A 16,369-nucleotide genomic window follows, 5' to 3' on the forward strand; every position below is an offset into this window, starting at 1 on the left:
CATGCGCCTTTCCTTGATCCCGCTTGATGTTTAGCCAGATTGGAGATGCCGGCAGATGATTGCGAGAACAGGTGGGTGCCTTTGCGGCGCGCTGAGATATGAGGTGCGCGGAGAACCTTTGCGGGTGGGACTTTGCCATTGTGCGGACTGCCGCAAGGAAAGCGGCTCTTCTTTCGTGACCTTCGCCGTCTGGCCCACCCGGGCTTTCAAGAGCTCTGGCGAAGTCAAGATATTCGCCGGCCGTGGCTTTTGCCCCGACTGCGGATCGCGGCTCTTCAACCCGGGAGAAGAGGAAACCGAAATTCGCGTCGGGTCACTGGACGACGCCCCGGCCGCCCTCAATCCCCAATACGAGATCTGGGTCGTCCGGCGCGAAGGGTGGTTGCCTCCCCTTCCGGTGCCGCAATATCCGGGGGATCGAAGCCGAAGCTAATATTTTCTCGCGCGCTGATTTTTGTTGTTGTGTGTTCTTTTTAAAATTGACGCGCGATAAGTTTTATGATGTTTACTCCCTGCCAAGGTCAGGGACGGGAGGGCCCGCCTGCCTGGTTGCAAACGTTGAAGGCCCGCCGTTTCCAAGGGAGGAAACCATGAATATGCCCCGCATTCTCAAAACTCTCGTCGCCGGCACCGCGCTCACCTTGCTGGCATCCGGCGCCTTCGCCGACGGTATCGGCGCATCGCTCCTGACCCAGCAGCACCCGTTCTACATTGAGCTCGCCGAGGCGATGAAAGCCGAAGCCAAGGAAAAGAATGTCGCGCTCGAAGTGGCGATCGCCAATCAGGATCTCAACAAGCAGCTCGCCGACGTCGAGGACTTCATCGTCAAGGGCGTTGATGTAATTGTCATCTCACCTGTCGACAGCCAGGGCGTACGCGCGGCCATCGCAAAGGCGGAAAAGGCCGGCATCAAAGTGATCACCGTCGACGTTCCGGCCAATGGGGCGACGGTGACGTCGCATATCGGCACCGACAATTTCACCGGCGGCGTGAAGGCGGGCGAGCTCATGGCCGAGGTTCTCGGAAACAAGGGCAAGGTCGCCATTATCGACTATCCGACGGTTCAGTCGGTGGTCAATCGCGTCAACGGCTTCAAGGAAGCGATCGCCAAGCATCCGGAAATGGAGATCGTCGCGACCCAGACGGGCATCACCCGCGCAGAAGCCCTCGCCGCCGCACAGAACATGCTGCAGGCCAACCCCGACATTACCGGCATTTTCGGCTTCGGCGACGATGCGGCCCTTGCCGCGGCCGTTGCCGTCAAGGCTGCCGGACTGGAATCGCAGGTCAAGGTCATCGGTTTCGACGGCATGAAGGAAGCACGCGATGCCGTCGACGGCAATCCGGTAATGGTCGGCGTGATCCAGCAATTCCCGGACCAGATGGGCAAACAGGCGATCGACACCGCCGTAAAGGTTGTCGCCGGAGAGACGGTGCCGGCCGAGCAGCCGATCGTACCGGGCGTCTACACCGGGAAATAGGTCCCTCCCAGGACGGCTGCCGCCTGCTGGCGGCGGCATACCACGGGCGTATCCGGCGCATGCCGCCGGATACGCTCCGGTCCGGCTGAAGGAGGCCCGCCATGCATGGTTCCGCTGCGGATACCATTCTCAAGATCACCGATGTCACCAAGTCCTTCGGGCAGGTCGCCGCCCTCAAGGGGATGCGGCTCGAGGTCCGGCGCGGCCGGGTGCATACACTGCTCGGCGAAAACGGCGCCGGCAAATCGACCTTGATGAAGATTCTCGCCGGCGTGCACGGGGCAACGTCGGGAGAGATCGTTCTCGACGGGCAGCCCTACCGGCCCGCCAACCCGCAGGAAGCCGCCTCGCTCGGGCTGGCGATCGTCTTCCAGGAATTGAGCCTCTGCAACAATCTGACGGTCGCTGAGAACATCCTCGCCACGCGCGAGCCACGCCGTTTCGGCTTCATCAACGACAAGGCGCTCGTCGCAGAGGCGCAACGGATCGTAGCCGACCTCGGACTTCCCATCGACGTGACGGAGAAGGTCGGCAATCTCTCGATCGCCCAGCGACAGCTCGTCGAGATCGCCAAGGGCCTGAGCCATGATGCCAAGGTCGTCATTCTGGACGAGCCGACTTCCTCGCTCAGCGACAGCGAGGCCGAGATCCTCTTCGAGATCATCGGCCGGCTGAAGCAGCGCAACGCCGCGGTCATCTATATTTCGCACCGCATGGAAGAGATCATGCGGCTCAGCGACGACATCACCGTCATCAGAGACGGCGAATATGTCGCGACGCATGCGCGCGACGAAGTCACCATCGAGACGCTGATCGCATTGATGGTCGGGCGCCGCATGGACGAAATCTACCCGCCGCCGATGCACCGTGTGGCGGCGGACGGCGCCCCGGTCCTTGCAGTCGACCGGTTGACGCGCGAAGGCGAGTTTCACGACGTGTCCTTCCACGTGCGCGCCGGTGAGATCCTCGGCTTCTTCGGCCTTGTCGGTTCGGGCCGCTCGGAGGTGATGAACGCGCTCTTCGGCATGAAGAACGCCGAAGGCACGGTTCGCCTCGATGGCGAGTCCGTGCGGTTCCGTTCCCCGGACGAGGCCATCGCCCGCGGCATCGGTTTCGTGACGGAGAACCGGAAGGAAGAGGGCCTTGTCCTCGGCCACAGCGTCGAGTGGAACATATCCATGGCGGCTCTCGCGAACTTCGCCGGAGGTTTGGGCTTCATCCGCAACGGCGCGGAACGGGCGGCGGCATCCGACCAGGTCGGGAAGCTCTCCATCAAGACGAACTCGCTGGAAACGCCGGCGGGGGCCCTCAGCGGCGGCAACCAGCAGAAGATCGTGCTCGCCAAATGGCTGCTCACGCGACCCAGGGTGCTGATCCTCGACGAGCCGACCCGCGGCGTCGACGTCGGCGCGAAATTCGAGATCTACAAGATCATCCGCCAGCTGGCGGCCGAGGGAACGGCAATTCTGCTGATCTCCTCCGACCTGCCCGAAGTCCTGGGAATGAGCGACCGCGTGGTCGTCATGCATGAAGGCGCGCCCGGCGCCACGCTCGAAGGCTCCGCCCTCACTCCAGAGACGATCATGGCTCACGCGACAGGGTTTCAATCATGACACAGAACACAGCAGCCAAAGCCGCCCTCGTTCGGGCTCTCAAGCAATATGGCGGCATCTTCCTTTCGCTGGTGATGCTCTGCATCGTCTTTTCCTTCTTCAACCCGCGCTTCATGACGGTTGTAAACTTCATGAACATCCTGCAGCAGGTCGCCGTTGTCGCGATCGCGGCCTTCGGGATGACGTGGGTGATCCTGCTCGGCGAGATCGACCTTTCCGTCGGCTCGATCATCGCGGTGGCAGGAATGGTCGGGGCGCAATGCTTTGCCTTCGGGATGGGTTTCGTGCCGGCGATCGCGCTGACGCTCGTTGCCGGCGCCCTGATGGGAATGCTGAACGGGGTGCTGACGGCCAAGCTGCTCTTGCCGTCCTTCATCGTCACCGTCGCGACCATGGGTATCTATCGCGGCATGGTGAGCCTGCCCACCAACGGCGCGCCGGCCATGATCGAGAACGAAACCTGGACCGCAATCGGCACCGAGAGTTTCCTGGGGCTGCCGATCATCATCTGGGTCGTCGCCGTCCTCTTCGTCATCAATCAGATCGTGCTCAGCAAGACGAGCTTCGGCCGGCGCGCCTATCTGACCGGCGGCAACCGCGAGGCGGCCGTCTACTCCGGCATCAAGGTCGACCGGCTGAAGATCCTGATCTTCATGATCTCCGGCGTGATGGCGGCCATCAGCGGCATTCTGCTTTCCTCCCGCCTGTTCTCCGCACAGACCAATGCGGGCATGAGCTACGAACTTGACGCCATCGCCGCGGCCGTTCTCGGCGGCACCAGCCTTGCCGGCGGCGTCGGAACCATGGTCGGCACGCTGATCGGCGCGCTCATCATCGGCGTGATGAACAACGGCATGAACATGCTCTCCGTCCCCTACTTCTATCAGCTGATCGTCAAGGGCCTGGTGATCCTCGTCGCCGTCTGGCTCGACGTCCGCGCCAAGCAGGCAAAGCGCTGAACCCCGACACGAGTGACATCCACATGCACAAGATACTGACGATCGGCGAGATTCTCGTCGAGATCATCGCGACCGAGAAGGGTGACGGGTTCCGCCAGGCGACGCCGCTCATCGGCCCCTTCCCTTCAGGTGCACCGGCCATATTCATCGACCAGGCCGGGAAGCTCGGTCAGCCATGCGCGATCATCTCCCGCGTCGGAGGGGATGATTTCGGCACGGTCAACCTCGAACGCCTCAAGGGCGACGGCGTCGACATTTCCGGCATCGAGGTCGATCCGCTCGCCACGACCGGCAGCGCCTTCGTCCGCTACCGGCCCGATGGCAGCCGCGCTTTCGTCTTCAACATCCGCGACAGCGCCTGCGGCAAGATCATGCTCGACGAGCGAATGACCCGGCTCGTCGGCGAATGCAGCCATATCCATGTCATGGGCTCGTCGCTCTACGCGCCGAGCGTGGTCGAAAGCATTCTCGGCGCGATCGGGATCGTCAAGGCGGGCGGCGGCACCGTCTCCTTCGATCCGAATCTTCGCCCGGAAATCCTCAAAAGCCCCGGCATGCGCGAGGCGCTGCTTACGGTGCTCGCCGAGACAGATCTCTTCCTGCCGAGCGGAGACGAGCTTTTCCTCTTCACCGAAGCCAAGACGGAAGGTCAGGCGGTCGCGGAACTCCTCGCATCCGGCATCAAAGCCGTCGTCGTCAAACGCGGCGCAGCAGGCGCCAGCTATTTCGATGCCGCGACGGCGCTCTCCCTGCCGGGCTTCCCTGTCGAGGAGGTCGACCCGACCGGGGCCGGCGATTGCTTCGGCGCCACCTTCGTCAGCTTCTGGCTCAACGGGGCGAGCCCCCTCGAGGCCCTTGAATTCGCCGCCGCTTCCGGCGCCCGCGCCGTCATGCACTTCGGCCCTATGGAAGGCGCTTCGACACGCGCGGAACTCGAACGATTCATCAGCGAGCAACAGGCCTGATCATGCAAGAGAACTATCTCATCGACATCGCCCGGTGGAGCAAGCGCCCCGGTCCGCGCGGCATACCGTCGATCTGTTCCGCGCACCCGCTCGTCATCGAAGCCGCCATGCTGCGTGCGCGCCGGGAGAATACGCCGGTGCTGATCGAGGCGACCTGCAACCAGGTCAATCAGGACGGCGGCTATACCGGAATGACGCCTGAAGATTTCACCCGCTTCGTCGGCGCCATCGCCGACCGGATCGCGTTCCCCGGGAGAAGATCCTGCTCGGCGGCGACCATCTCGGCCCCAATCCCTGGAAGCATCTGCCCGCCGCGGAGGCGATGGCCAAGGCAGAGGCGATGATCGCGGCCTACGCGAAAGCAGGCTTCACCAAGCTGCATCTCGACACCAGCATGGGATGCGCCGGCGAACCGACGGCCTTGCCCGATGCCACGACGGCGGCCCGCGCGGCGCGGCTGGCGGCCGTCGCCGAAGACGCCATCGGCGGCCGTGGGGGCGTACTCCCGGTCTACATCATCGGCACCGAAGTCCCGATACCTGGTGGCGCGCTCGAAGAGCTGGACACCCTCGAGGTGACTGCTCCCGAAGCCGCCATCGAAACCGTGCGCGTCCATCGCGCGGCATTCGATGAAGCCGGCGCCGCCGGTGCCTTCAGCCGCGTCGTGGGCGCCGTCGTCCAGCCGGGCGTGGAATTCGGCAACGAGAACGTCATTGCCTATGATCGTGCCAGGGCCGAAAAACTCAGCGCCACGCTGGGCCAACTTGACGGGATGGTCTTCGAGGCCCATTCCACCGATTACCAGACGCCTGATGCGCTTCGCCAACTGGTCGCCGACGGCTTCGCGATCCTGAAGGTCGGACCCGGCCTCACCTTTGCTCTTCGTGAAGCCCTCTACGGCCTCGACCAGATCGCTGCCTTTCTCTTTCCGGGCGCGCGCGAGCGGACGCTTGCCGAAGTCACGGAATCGGTGATGCGCGAGGAACCGGCGAACTGGGGCAAATACTATCACGGCTCGGCGGACGAGCAGCGCCTCCAGCGGCACTTCTCCTATAGCGACCGCATACGCTATTACTGGCCGCATCCGAAGGCCGCTGCAGCCGTGGACGAACTCATGTCTCTGCTCGACGGCGTTGCGATCCCGGAAACGCTGATCAGCCAGTTTCTCGCCGGCAGCTACGCGCGCGTTCGCAATGGCGAGGTCGCTCCGCAGGCCAAGCCGTTGGCACTTGCCGCCGTCGACGCCGTTCTGCAGGACTATTTCGCAGCGTGCCGGGTCTAGATCAAGACGTCAGAGCGGGATGCGGGCGGAAAGCCGCGCACACTTTTCCTCAACCCGCTCTAGCGGAAGCTCCGTGATCGGTGAATATTCCGAAAGACCAAATCAGATGAGCGGGGACGCTTCGACCGTGACCAGACAGATCAAGACGATGGAGGATTTTTCGGAGTTCGTCGGACTGTCGCGCCCCACCGTCTCCAAATATTTCAACGACCCCTCATCGGTGCGCAAGAAGACACGCGACGCCATCGAGGCGGCGATAAAGCAATCGGGCTTTCGGCCGAACATCTTCGCCGTCAACCTGAACCGCCGCCGCACCAATATCCTCGGGGTCATCGTGCCCAACTCGACGGACCCGTTCTACATGGCGCTGACGCGCCGCATCGAGCATATTGCCGATCAGGCGGGGTTCCTCGCCTTCGTCCTTTCCTCGGACGGCAGGCCCGAGATGGAAGAACGGGCGATCGAAACCTTCAAGTCGATGAACGTCGCCGGCGCGATCATCGCGCCGCTCGGCGTCCAGTCGCATCACCAGAAGCTGAGCGCGCTCGGACAAAGCATACCGCTGATCTATGTCGACTCGCCGCTCGACGACAGTTCCTCCTTCGTCGGAACCGACAACCGGCAGAGCTTCAGGCTGATGGTCGACTATCTCTGCCGTTCGGGTGGCCCGCCCTGCTATCTCGGCATGCCCCCGGTCAACAACAACGCCATGGCGCGCCAGGACGCTTATGTCGAGGCCATGCGGCAGCTGAAGATGAAGCCGGCGGTCGTAGAGACGACGGCATATGCCTCCTGGGACTTCGAGAAGTTCGGCTTCGACGAGACGCTGCGCATCCTGTCCAGTGGCGGTTTCCCGACGCAAACCGTTCTTTGCGCGAACGACCGCGTCGCCTTCGGCGTCATTGCCGCCGCGTTTCAATCCGGCCTGAAAGTCGGGCGGGATGCCGACAGCGATCTGAGGGTCGCCGGGCACGACGACCATCCCTTGTCCCGCTACACCTGTCCGCCACTGACCACGGTCGCGCAGAACTACAACGAAATCGGCAGGCTGGCGATCGAACTGCTCCTGTTCAAGCTCGGCGAGGCTTCGGGTAACGGTGAAGCCTTTCGCGACGACGAACGCATTTTGCTGAGCGCGGAGATCATGTTGCGCGGTTCGGCTTAGAACTCACCTGAACTGCGCGCATGGCGCAAGCGCGAGCGCCCCAGAGCCGGTCCACAGGACGCCCGTCAGGGCCAGGACCGTCAGAAGGCGCCCCGCGCGGATCAGGAAAGGCTGGTCGTCTCCCGGATCGGCACAGCGAAGCGCTTGCGCGAGCTTTCCCGGAAAAGAGAAGGCCAGCAAGAGTGCTCCGGCCGCGGCGAGTGTGGCCACGACGATGGATCCCGGAACGATGGTGGTCGCCCACGGCCCCGCGGCGGTGCATGCCACGGCGTGGAAAGTATAGACGGCAAGCAGATGTCCACCCCAAAGGATCGGCCCGGCCAGAAGGAAGAGAATTGCGCCGGCAATGGGTGGTTCGCGGACGGGATCGTTCATGACGCACCTATCCGATCAGTCGCGGGAAGCCGTGAATCAGTCCGAGGCCCAGCAGCGACTGGGCGACGGCGTAGTGATAGAGCAGCGCGTAGCTGTCGTAGGTCACCCGCCGTACGGCATCCAGCTTCCCGGCCAGATGCCGCGCCATCGCGAACAGTCCCATGATCAGCAGGGCGAAGACGAGTTGAGCGAAGAGAACGGCGCCGAGATAAACCATGGCTCCGTAGGCGTTCCCATCGGGGCTCAAGCCGGTCGCCAAGTGCCCCCGGAGTTCAAGTGCGAACGCACCCGTCAGGCAGGCGAGCGAAAGAAGCAGAGCGGCCGCCATTGCCACGCGCGATGCCGAGAACATCCCCAGCCTGCGGCTGACAAGCCATAAGATACCCGAGCCGGCAAGAAGCAGCGCCGCGGACCCCAAGGGCCAGCGAAGGGGCGGTGGTTCCGGAGAACCGGCCGGTGCCCAGACCTCCGGCGAGACGACCCAGAGGAACAGGTAGGAAAAGACATAGGCGAGATAGAGGGACGCCGCAACGAACATCAGGACCACCATCGCCCACCAGGAATGCGACGTCGGTCCGCTCATATAGGTGGGAAGGCGAACGCCCTTGGCGATTTCGATCATGCCTTTCGAAGGCCCGGGGTCGAGCCCCCAGGCCCAGACGAGGATGAAGGCGATGGCGAGGACTCCGCAGATCGTTGCGATCGTCACCATCTTGACCGTCAGCAGCAGGAAGAACGCCGCCGTGAAGACGGCCGCGAGGAAAGGCGGCCAGCCGGGGCCGGGCATCTGGATGACATATTGCGGACGGGCATGGATCGGCGAGGTCACGATCGTTTCCCGCCAGCCGGTCGGAGCGTTTGGAAGATAGTGATGGCCGTCGCGTACCTCCTGAGGGAGGCTCGGCCGGTCCCAGAGCGGTTCGCGACTGGTGATGTGAGGGATGCTTCGGGTGGAGTAGACGTCGTTCGGCAGCCATTCGAGCGTGCCCGCCCCCAAGGGTTCTCGTGAGGTCCGTTGCCGGGGCGGAACTTCGCGGCGAGATCCACCAGAAAGACGAGTACGCCGGCGGCAAGCACATAGGTCCCCACGGTTGAGATGACGTTCAGGGTGTCCCAGCCCATGTCGCCGGGATAAGTCCAGACCCGCCGCGGCATGCCTCTGAGACCGGTCAGATGCATCGGCAGAAAGGTGACGTTGAAGCCGATGAAGATCAGCCAGAAAACCCACCGGCCCAGCCGTTCCGAGAGCATCCGGCGGCTGAAGAGCGGCATCCAGTAATAGATCGCCGCAAACAGCGGGAAGACGAACCCGCCGATCAGCACGTAGTGGAAATGTGCAACCACGAAGTAGGTATCGTGTACCTGATGGTCGAAGGGCACCATGGCCACCATGACGCCGGTAAGCCCGCCAAGGGTGAATATGAACAGGAAGCCGAGAATGAACAGCGATGCGGTCGTTATCCGGAAGCGCTCCCGTCCCGCGGCGATGGTCGCGATCCACGAAAAGACCTGGATGCCCGAGGGAACGGCGACCGCCATGCTGGCGGCGGAGAAGAAGGCGAGGCTCAGCGCCGGAATGCCTGTCGTGAACATGTGGTGCACCCAGAGCCCGAAGCTGAAAAAGCCCGTGCCGATCAAGGCGACGACGATCAGGTGATAGCCCACGAGCGGCGTGCGGGCCATGGTCGGTACCATCATCGAGACGAGACCTGCGGCCGGAAGGAAGATGATGTAGACTTCCGGGTGCCCGAAGAACCAGAAGAGATGCTGCCAGAGCAGCGGATCTCCCCCAGCGCGGCGGTGAAGAAGGGCCAGCCGAACGCCCGCTCGATCTCCAGCATCATCGTCGCCAGGATCACTGCCGGGAAGGCAAACATGATCATGCTGGCGAAGATCAGCATCGTCCAGGCGAAGATCGGCATCTTGGCGAGCGACATGCCCGGCGGCCGTGTCCTCAGCGCGCCAACGACGATCTCCACCGCCCCGGCGATCGCCGAAATCTCGATGAAGCCGATGCCGAGCAGCCAGAAATCGGCGTTGTCACCCGGCGAATATTCCATGAGCGTCAGCGGCGGATACATGAACCAGCCGCCTTTCGGCGCGAGGTCGTAGAAGATGGTCGAGAAGAAAACGAGCCCGCCGACCACATAGGCCCAGATCGCGAAGGCGCTCAGGCGCGGAAAAGGCAGATCGCGCGCCGCCAGCATCTGCGGCAGCAGCATGACGCCGAGCGCCTCGACCGCCGGCACGGCAAAGAGGAACATCATCGTCGTGCCGTGGACCGTGAACATCTGATTGTAGAGGTCCTGGTCTATGAGGCGATTGTCGCCGAGGGCGAGCTGCGTGCGCATGACGACGGCCAGCAGACCGGCCATGAGGAAGAAGAGAAACGCGACGCCGATGTAGAGAAGACCGATCACCGTATTGTTGACGGCCGTCACCAGCCGCCAACCGCGCGGCGTCGCCCAGATGCGCTCCAGTTCACGGACCTCGCCTTCGGGCCGGGTATCGGGATTTGGCAGTTCCATCATCCGCCTCCACCGCCAGTGTCGCGCAGGAAATAGAGGACGACCAGCCCCGCCAGGTAAACGCTGAGGACCGCGAAGGAGTCGTAACCCATCCTGAAGATCGTCCGGTCCCGCCGTTCGACCAGCCCGATGAAGAAGATCGCCGTGACCGTGATCGCGATCAGCGCTGCAAAGGCTTCGAAGCGCCCGGCGCCGTTCATCACCGCGTCGGCACCTCCGGTGATATCGACGATGAAAAGAAGGAAGAGATCAATGAGGTTCGTACCGAAGATATCCGACATGGCCATGGTATAGAGGCCGGCACGCGTGGCGCTGAACACCGTGCTGACTTCCGGCAGCGACGTCGCAATCGCCACGAGGACCGCGCCGATGAAGCTCTGGCCAAGTCCGGTCGCTTCGGCGATCGCATCTCCCGAACGCGACAGCAGATAACCCGCGACGATGATGACGGCGCCGCAGCCGGCAGTCGCCCAGCCCACCTCGCGCAGCGATTTCTTCTTGCTGTCTTCGGCCTCCTTCCGCGCCCTCTCTTCCTCCTTTTCGGGCGTAACCTCCTCGTCATTCGCGATCCAGGGCTTGTCGCGCTTCGAGCGTGACAAGACCCACATGCCGAAGCCCGTGACCGCTGCAAGCAACCACATCCACACGCCCGAGAAAAGCACCGGCACGTCCCCCACCACGATCGAGGCGGCGACGATCGACAGGAGAAGGATCTTGAAGCCGCCCTGCAGCATGACGACCGGGTCGGGAATGACCGAAGTCAGTGCCTGGCGGCCGATCAGCATGTCGGCAAGGGCAAGGATCGCCACCTGCATGGCGATGCCGCCCAGGATGCTGTTGACCGCGAGACTGGCATCACCGCTGAGCGACGAGGTCACGCCTACCGCCAGCTCCGGGAGCGAAGTGATGCCGCCGAGAAGCACGACGCCGATGAAGGCCTGGCCTACGCCCGTCTTCTCGCTGATCGCATTGGCATAGCCGGTGATCCTGACGCCAGCCATCCAGACTGCCACGGCCGCCCCCGCGAAAATCGCGAGATTCAGCCAAAGTCCGAGGCCGGCGAAGTCAAGCATAGGTCACCTCAACTGGTCCAGATAGGCGGCGAGCTGCCGCAATTCGTCGTCGGTGAAGATCTCGTATGGCGGCATCAGATTTTCCGGCTTCACGTGCTGGCCGTCGCGGATCCAGCGGACGAAGGCGGCGACATCGTTCTCGAGCGTGGCAGCGGCAAGCGAGTGCCGGCTGCCCACATGCGTGAGATCGGGGCCGATCGTACCCCGGGCATCCGTGCCGCGGACCCGGTGGCATGCGGCACAGCCGGAGGAGAGGAACAGCGCCTGCCCTGCGGCCTGATCCTGTTTCGCAGCCGAGGCGTCGCCGGCCTCACCTGCCAGCCAGGAGGAAAACTGATCTTCGTGCATGGCGATCACGTAAAAGGACATGAAGGCATGCGGCCCGCCGCAATATTCCGCACATTGGCCGCGACTGATGCCGGCCTTCGTCGCTTGAAGCGTCAGCGTGTTGGTATGGCCGGGGATCATGTCGAGCTTGCCGGCGAGCCGCGGCACCCAGAAGCTGTGAATAACGTCAGCCGATGTCAGTTCCAATTCCACCGGCCGTCCGACAGGCAGCCTGATTTCGTTGGCGCTCTCGATGCGGCGACCGGTCTCGTCGACATAGGTCACCCGCCACCACCAGCGCTCGCCTACGACCTCGATGCGCAATCCGCCCTGCGAACGGGCCGCAGTGGTGCCGGGCGCCATAAGATAGAAGCCGTAGCCCAGCAGGACGCTGAGAGCGAGGATCGGGAAAACGAGACCGCCACCGATGACCACCCTTTCGCCCGCGATGCGGGCACGCCAGCGCTCACCGCCGAAAAGCGCGACCGCCGTGATCAGGCAGACCCCGACGAGAATGGCGGTAGAGAACAGGATCAGCAGCCAACTGAGCGTGCCGATGCGCTCGGCTTCCGCTCCGGAAGGATCGAGCGCAGACTGCAGCCCGGCGCAGCCCTGCAGCGCGAGAGCGCTTGCCACCGCGAAATATCGGGCGAGCCTCATCGGTTCGCCTCCGTCATCGGCGCTGTGGCGCTTCCCGGAGGCAGTGAGCCCAGATAGGCGGCGACGTCTTCGATCTGCGCTTCGTCCAGTGCGCCGGCAACCGCCGTCATGATCCTCCCGTAGGGGGTCCCGATCCGCCCGCCGCGCCGCCAGAGCCGTATCTGCTCCTCTATGTACTCGGCATGCTGGCCGGCGAGGACCGGAAACTGCTGCGATTGACGTCCGGAATGGCAGCTCAGGCAGGCCGGTACGCCCTGATGCGCGATGCCGCGCCTGGCTATGGCTTCGCCGCGCCTGAGTTGCTCAGGGTCAGGTGGCGCCGATTGGTTTCCGGCGGTTGGCTGAAGCGCCGAGTAATGCGTTGCCAGCTCCCGCATGGCGTCCTCTGACAGAAGGTCGGCGACCGGTTCCATGGCACCGCTCGCCCGGGTCCCTTTCGCATACTCCTGGAGACTGCGCAGGAGATAGGCTTCGGGCAGTCCCGCGAGCCGCGGTACACGGTCGCCGTTCGTGCCTGTGCCTTCGCGTTCATGGCAGCGCCCGCAGGCGGTCAAGGCGCTGCCGCTCACGGATCCCTCATCTCTACTCGCCTGGCTGCGCGTGAGGCCTGCCAGGTCGGGATAATTGCCTGCCGTTGCGGGCAGGCTTGCGAGGAATGCCGTGACGGCCCAGACTTCGTCGTCGCGCCGGGTATTCGGCCATGCCGGCATGCCGGTATATTTGAGGCCGTGCTTGACGATCCAGAAGATCTCCTCCGGCGGGCGGCGCTTGCCGATGTCCATCAGATCCGGAGGCGGGGGCAGCATGCCGCTGACGATCGGATTTATCTCTTCGCCGGGGCGATTGTGGCACGCTACGCACGCACCTTCGAAATGGGATGCCCGAGTCGGATCATGCCGTCGTCATCGAGCGGCGGAACTTCGATCGTAAAGCTTCGGTTGGCGATCGATCGTTCGCGGATCAGCGTCAGGATCCATGTCGTAATCCGCAGGTGGTCCTTGGAGGCCGCGACGTTGTAGACACCGGACCAGACGAACACGACGCCCGCGGTCACGAGCAGCACGGCGCCGACCCCGACGATTTTCGCAACGGCCGTCCAGTGAAGGTTTCTCAGGTCCACGCTGCTGCACCTGCTCTGGATCCGGCCTCGTCTTCCTCCATCGTCAAAAGCCAGCGCGCGGCAATCACGATCCCTGCGAGAACATAGGTCACAGGACAGGCGACCAGCATGATAAGCCCCGCGAGCTGCTGATCGGCCAAAGTTGCGTTCAGGGTTCCAGTTGCATGCGCCGTGTGGGATGCAGCGAAAGCGGGGTAGAGCGCTCGCGGCGCGAAGACGAAGAGTACGGCGAGAAGACAATAGAGCTTGCTGGTCATCAGAAGGGCAACGATCGGTTGCCAGGAACGCTTGCCATGAAGAAGCAGGACCGCCCGCCAGAACAGGAATGCGGTCAGGAACAGGCTGGCATTCATGAGTAAATGAACTGTGGGAAATTCCAGGGCCCGCTTGAGAAATGGCGGCGCATGCCAGGCCCAGAGGGCGGCGATCTGCGCAAGTGTCGCAAGCGGCAGAGCCCACCCGGCGATTTCCCGCCGCTGCGGCCGACCCCAAGTCATTGCGACTGCAGCCAAGGGCGCGGCGAGGTTCATCAGCAGGATGTGCACTGCCATATGCGTCGCCAACGGCCCCATCACGCCCCCTAGTCCTCCGAGCGGCTGACCAAGACCCCGCCGGTCAGGTTTCAGAAAGGTCGCCGGCGCAGGCCGCCGGTCGAAACACGGCATCGAATTACTGTGTCGCAAGGCGAAACTGTTTGGGGTGCTTCATGGTTCCAATCCGCACCTCCTGTGGTTGCGTAGACGGTCGAACCGCCCGCCGCGAGCGCTCCCGGAACAAATGGGCGGGCCCGAGGTTTCAACGGTCGACCGAACAGGAGGCGCCGATGAATCTAAATTCCGCATCGACTGCCGCGACCGTTACCACCCCGGTCCATTCGTTGCTCGTGCCGTTTCCGGTCGTCTGTTTTACGCTCGCCCTTCTGACCGATATCGCCTTCTGGCAGACGGGACATATCATGTGGCAGAACTTCTCCGCCTGGCTGCTCTTTGCCGGCATCATTGCCGGCGTGATTGCCGGTCTGGCCGGTGTGTTGGAGTTCCTGTTTCGAAGGGAGCGGCGTAGGCAAGGGGCGGTTTGGCTCCATGTACTCGGCTACGTCCTCGTCTTCGGTCTCGCCTTCGTCAACAACCTCGTCCATGCCGCCGATGGCTGGACGGCTGTGGTACCCTACGGGTTGATCCTCTCCGCGGCGACGGTGCTTCTGACGATCCTCTTCGCTTTGCTTGGCCGCGCCACCCTCTACAGGCAATCCGGAGTGAGCGGTTATGAATAGCTCTGCCTTCTTCCGTGCAAGATTCCTCATCGGAACCGGCGTTCTCCTCCTGGCGCTCGCAGGCTGCAGCGATGACGGCGCGGATTTCGATGTTTCGCAGCAGATCGGCCCCGATCCGGTCTTGCCGGAACCGACATCGGAACTCATGCCGGACATGAAAATCGCCGAGGTCGTCGGCTGGCAGGACGGCACGACACCGAGCGTTCCCGACAATCTCGTCATTGCCGCCTACGCGAAGGACCTTGCCAATCCGAGGACCGTCCATACGCTGCCGAACGGAGACGTTCTCGTCGTTCAATCGCGCGAACCCTCGGGCAAGCCGATAGAGCGGCCGAAGGACATGATCCGGGGTTGGATCATGTCCATGGCCCACGGCGGTGGTGCCGGCCCCGAAAAGGAAAGCAATCTGATCACGCTGCTCCGCGACACCGATCGCGACGGAACGGTGGACGAACGCCACGACCTGCTGACGGGGCTCAATTCTCCTTTCGGAGTGGCCTGGCACGACGGAACGCTTTACGTGGCTGCGGCCGATGCGATCCTCGCCTATCCCTATCAGCTCGGGCAGGCGGAGATCACCGGCGAGCCGCGGGTTCTAACACCGCTTCCGGGTGGCCCGATCAACCATCACTGGACCAAGGATCTGGCCCTCAGCCCCGACGGGCGCTACCTCTATGCCTCCGTCGGTTCCAACTCGAACGTGGCCGAGCGCGGGCTCGAGGCCGAAAAGGGCCGCGCTGCGATCTGGCAGGTAGATCGGGAAACGGGTGCGGCCCGCGTCTTCGCGTCCGGCCTTCGCAACCCGAACGGGTTGATCTTCCATCCGGAGACCGGCGTGCTCTGGACGGTCGTCAACGAGCGTGACGAGCTGGGGCCGAATCTGGTGCCGGACTACATGACCTCGGTGCAGGAAGGCGCTTTCTACGGCTGGCCATGGAGCTATTACGGCGCCCACGTGGACGAGCGGGTCCATCCGCCGAGGCCCGACATGGTCGAGAAAGCGATCCCGCCGGACTATGCTCTTTCCAGCCACGTCGCCGCCCTGGGCCTGGTCTTCTCCAACGGCTCCGCCTTGCCGGAGCCCTTCGCAAACGGCGCCTTCATAGGCGAGCACGGGAGCTGGAACCGCAGCAGCTTCAACGGCTACAAGGTCGTCTATGTCCCCTTCGAAAACGGCCGGCCGGCCGGGAAGGCTCAGGACGTCGTGACCGGCTTCATCGAAGGCGATCAGGCACGCGGTCGTCCGGTCGGCGTTGCGATCGACGGGACCGGGGCGCTGCTTGTTGCCGACGACGCCGGCAACACCGTCTGGCGCGTCGCCGGAGCCGACGGCAGGGTCACACCGAGCCCGGTCGGTACGGACGGACAGGGGGATAGCGCGGTCACCAGCGAAGCCGGCCCGCCAGCGGGTGAGACAGGAGGAACATCCGGACGGGCCGCTCCTCCCGCAACTGGTGTCACGCCTCCGGAGCCGCCGCAGACCGATGTCGCGCCGGCTACTCTGCCGAGGGCTACGGAACAGGGATCACCGGAGCCACAGCAATAATT

12 protein-coding genes and 3 pseudogenes are annotated in these 16,369 nt (G+C 63.6%); 9 read left to right on the forward strand and 6 right to left on the reverse strand.

Features of this window, described 5'->3' with window-relative positions:
- The first annotated feature begins 55 nt into the window (after positions 1-55).
- From N0Q91_RS30550 to N0Q91_RS30580, 7 genes and pseudogenes are all read left to right on the forward strand, one after another.
- Positions 56-433 (forward strand): GFA family protein, encoded by a 378-nt coding sequence (locus tag N0Q91_RS30550; RefSeq protein WP_100670271.1) that lies wholly within the window; start codon positions 56-58, stop codon positions 431-433.
- A 157-nt stretch (positions 434-590) separates the two neighbouring features.
- Positions 591-1,481: a substrate-binding domain-containing protein gene (locus N0Q91_RS30555; protein ID WP_010975799.1), complete on the forward strand. Its 891-nt coding sequence runs from the start codon at positions 591-593 to the stop codon at positions 1,479-1,481.
- Positions 1,482-1,582: 101 nt separating this feature from the next.
- Complete coding sequence (locus N0Q91_RS30560) at positions 1,583-3,094, forward strand: sugar ABC transporter ATP-binding protein (RefSeq protein WP_275599134.1); 1,512 nt, start codon at positions 1,583-1,585, stop codon at positions 3,092-3,094.
- On the forward strand, positions 3,091-4,053 hold the full coding sequence (locus N0Q91_RS30565; protein ID WP_100670268.1) for an ABC transporter permease: 963 nt from the start codon (positions 3,091-3,093) through the stop codon (positions 4,051-4,053). The genes N0Q91_RS30560 and N0Q91_RS30565 overlap by 4 nt, the downstream gene beginning before the upstream one ends.
- 23 nt (positions 4,054-4,076) lie before the next feature.
- On the forward strand, positions 4,077-5,018 hold the full coding sequence (locus N0Q91_RS30570; RefSeq protein ID WP_275599135.1) for a tagatose kinase: 942 nt from the start codon (positions 4,077-4,079) through the stop codon (positions 5,016-5,018).
- A 2-nt stretch (positions 5,019-5,020) separates the two neighbouring features.
- Positions 5,021-6,300, forward strand: a pseudogene (locus N0Q91_RS30575) (D-tagatose-bisphosphate aldolase, class II, non-catalytic subunit).
- Positions 6,301-6,406: 106 nt separating this feature from the next.
- Complete coding sequence (locus N0Q91_RS30580; protein WP_275599136.1) at positions 6,407-7,465, forward strand: LacI family DNA-binding transcriptional regulator; 1,059 nt, start codon at positions 6,407-6,409, stop codon at positions 7,463-7,465.
- Between the two features lie 3 nt (positions 7,466-7,468).
- Here the strand turns inward: N0Q91_RS30580 and N0Q91_RS30585 are convergent, their stop codons facing one another.
- The 6 genes and pseudogenes from N0Q91_RS30585 to N0Q91_RS30610 form a co-directional block, all read right to left on the reverse strand.
- Positions 7,469-7,840 carry a hypothetical protein gene (locus tag N0Q91_RS30585; protein WP_100670265.1) on the reverse strand — a complete coding sequence of 124 codons (372 nt, stop codon included), beginning with the start codon at positions 7,838-7,840 and terminating at the stop codon, positions 7,469-7,471.
- Between the two features lie 7 nt (positions 7,841-7,847).
- Positions 7,848-10,368, reverse strand: a pseudogene (gene ctaD / locus N0Q91_RS30590) (cytochrome c oxidase subunit I).
- Positions 10,368-11,441: a sodium:calcium antiporter gene (locus N0Q91_RS30595; RefSeq protein WP_100670263.1), complete on the reverse strand. Its 1,074-nt coding sequence runs from the start codon at positions 11,439-11,441 to the stop codon at positions 10,368-10,370. Before N0Q91_RS30595 ends, ctaD begins: the two are co-directional and overlap by 1 nt.
- A 3-nt stretch (positions 11,442-11,444) precedes the next feature.
- Positions 11,445-12,428: a cytochrome c oxidase subunit II gene (locus tag N0Q91_RS30600; protein WP_102764288.1), complete on the reverse strand. Its 984-nt coding sequence runs from the start codon at positions 12,426-12,428 to the stop codon at positions 11,445-11,447.
- Positions 12,425-13,548 (reverse strand): annotated as a pseudogene (locus tag N0Q91_RS30605) (c-type cytochrome). Before N0Q91_RS30605 ends, N0Q91_RS30600 begins: the two are co-directional and overlap by 4 nt.
- On the reverse strand, positions 13,539-14,120 hold the full coding sequence (locus N0Q91_RS30610) for a cytochrome c oxidase assembly protein (RefSeq protein WP_234819198.1): 582 nt from the start codon (positions 14,118-14,120) through the stop codon (positions 13,539-13,541). The pseudogene N0Q91_RS30605 and the gene N0Q91_RS30610 overlap by 10 nt, the downstream one beginning before the upstream one ends.
- A gap of 251 nt (positions 14,121-14,371) precedes the next feature.
- Between N0Q91_RS30610 and N0Q91_RS30615 the strand changes: the two genes are divergently transcribed.
- Both N0Q91_RS30615 and N0Q91_RS30620 read left to right on the forward strand, forming a co-directional pair.
- A complete protein-coding gene (locus N0Q91_RS30615; protein WP_275599138.1) occupies positions 14,372-14,821 on the forward strand; it encodes a DUF2231 domain-containing protein in 450 nt (149 codons plus the stop codon).
- Positions 14,814-16,367, forward strand: a complete 1,554-nt coding sequence (locus N0Q91_RS30620) for a PQQ-dependent sugar dehydrogenase (protein WP_275599139.1) — start codon at positions 14,814-14,816, stop codon at positions 16,365-16,367. Before N0Q91_RS30615 ends, N0Q91_RS30620 begins: the two co-directional genes overlap by 8 nt.
- Positions 16,368-16,369: the final 2 nt, after the last annotated feature.

The organism is Sinorhizobium prairiense, assembly GCF_029201645.2.
Classification (GTDB): Bacteria; Pseudomonadota; Alphaproteobacteria; order Rhizobiales; family Rhizobiaceae; genus Sinorhizobium; species Sinorhizobium meliloti_A.

Bases quoted from the DNA above. Each gene is read 5' to 3' on its own strand.
- N0Q91_RS30550 (WP_100670271.1), top strand. From the start codon at position 56: ATGATTGCGAGAACAGGTGGGTGCCTTTGCGGCGCGCTGAGATATGAG.
- N0Q91_RS30555 (WP_010975799.1), top strand. From the start codon at position 591: ATGAATATGCCCCGCATTCTCAAAACTCTCGTCGCCGGCACCGCGCTC.
- N0Q91_RS30560 (WP_275599134.1), top strand. From the start codon at position 1,583: ATGCATGGTTCCGCTGCGGATACCATTCTCAAGATCACCGATGTCACC.
- N0Q91_RS30565 (WP_100670268.1), top strand. From the start codon at position 3,091: ATGACACAGAACACAGCAGCCAAAGCCGCCCTCGTTCGGGCTCTCAAG.
- N0Q91_RS30570 (WP_275599135.1), top strand. From the start codon at position 4,077: ATGCACAAGATACTGACGATCGGCGAGATTCTCGTCGAGATCATCGCG.
- N0Q91_RS30580 (WP_275599136.1), top strand. From the start codon at position 6,407: ATGAGCGGGGACGCTTCGACCGTGACCAGACAGATCAAGACGATGGAG.
- N0Q91_RS30585 (WP_100670265.1), bottom strand. From the start codon at position 7,840: ATGAACGATCCCGTCCGCGAACCACCCATTGCCGGCGCAATTCTCTTC.
- N0Q91_RS30595 (WP_100670263.1), bottom strand. From the start codon at position 11,441: ATGCTTGACTTCGCCGGCCTCGGACTTTGGCTGAATCTCGCGATTTTC.
- N0Q91_RS30600 (WP_102764288.1), bottom strand. From the start codon at position 12,428: ATGAGGCTCGCCCGATATTTCGCGGTGGCAAGCGCTCTCGCGCTGCAG.
- N0Q91_RS30610 (WP_234819198.1), bottom strand. From the start codon at position 14,120: ATGGGGCCGTTGGCGACGCATATGGCAGTGCACATCCTGCTGATGAAC.
- N0Q91_RS30615 (WP_275599138.1), top strand. From the start codon at position 14,372: ATGAATCTAAATTCCGCATCGACTGCCGCGACCGTTACCACCCCGGTC.
- N0Q91_RS30620 (WP_275599139.1), top strand. From the start codon at position 14,814: ATGAATAGCTCTGCCTTCTTCCGTGCAAGATTCCTCATCGGAACCGGC.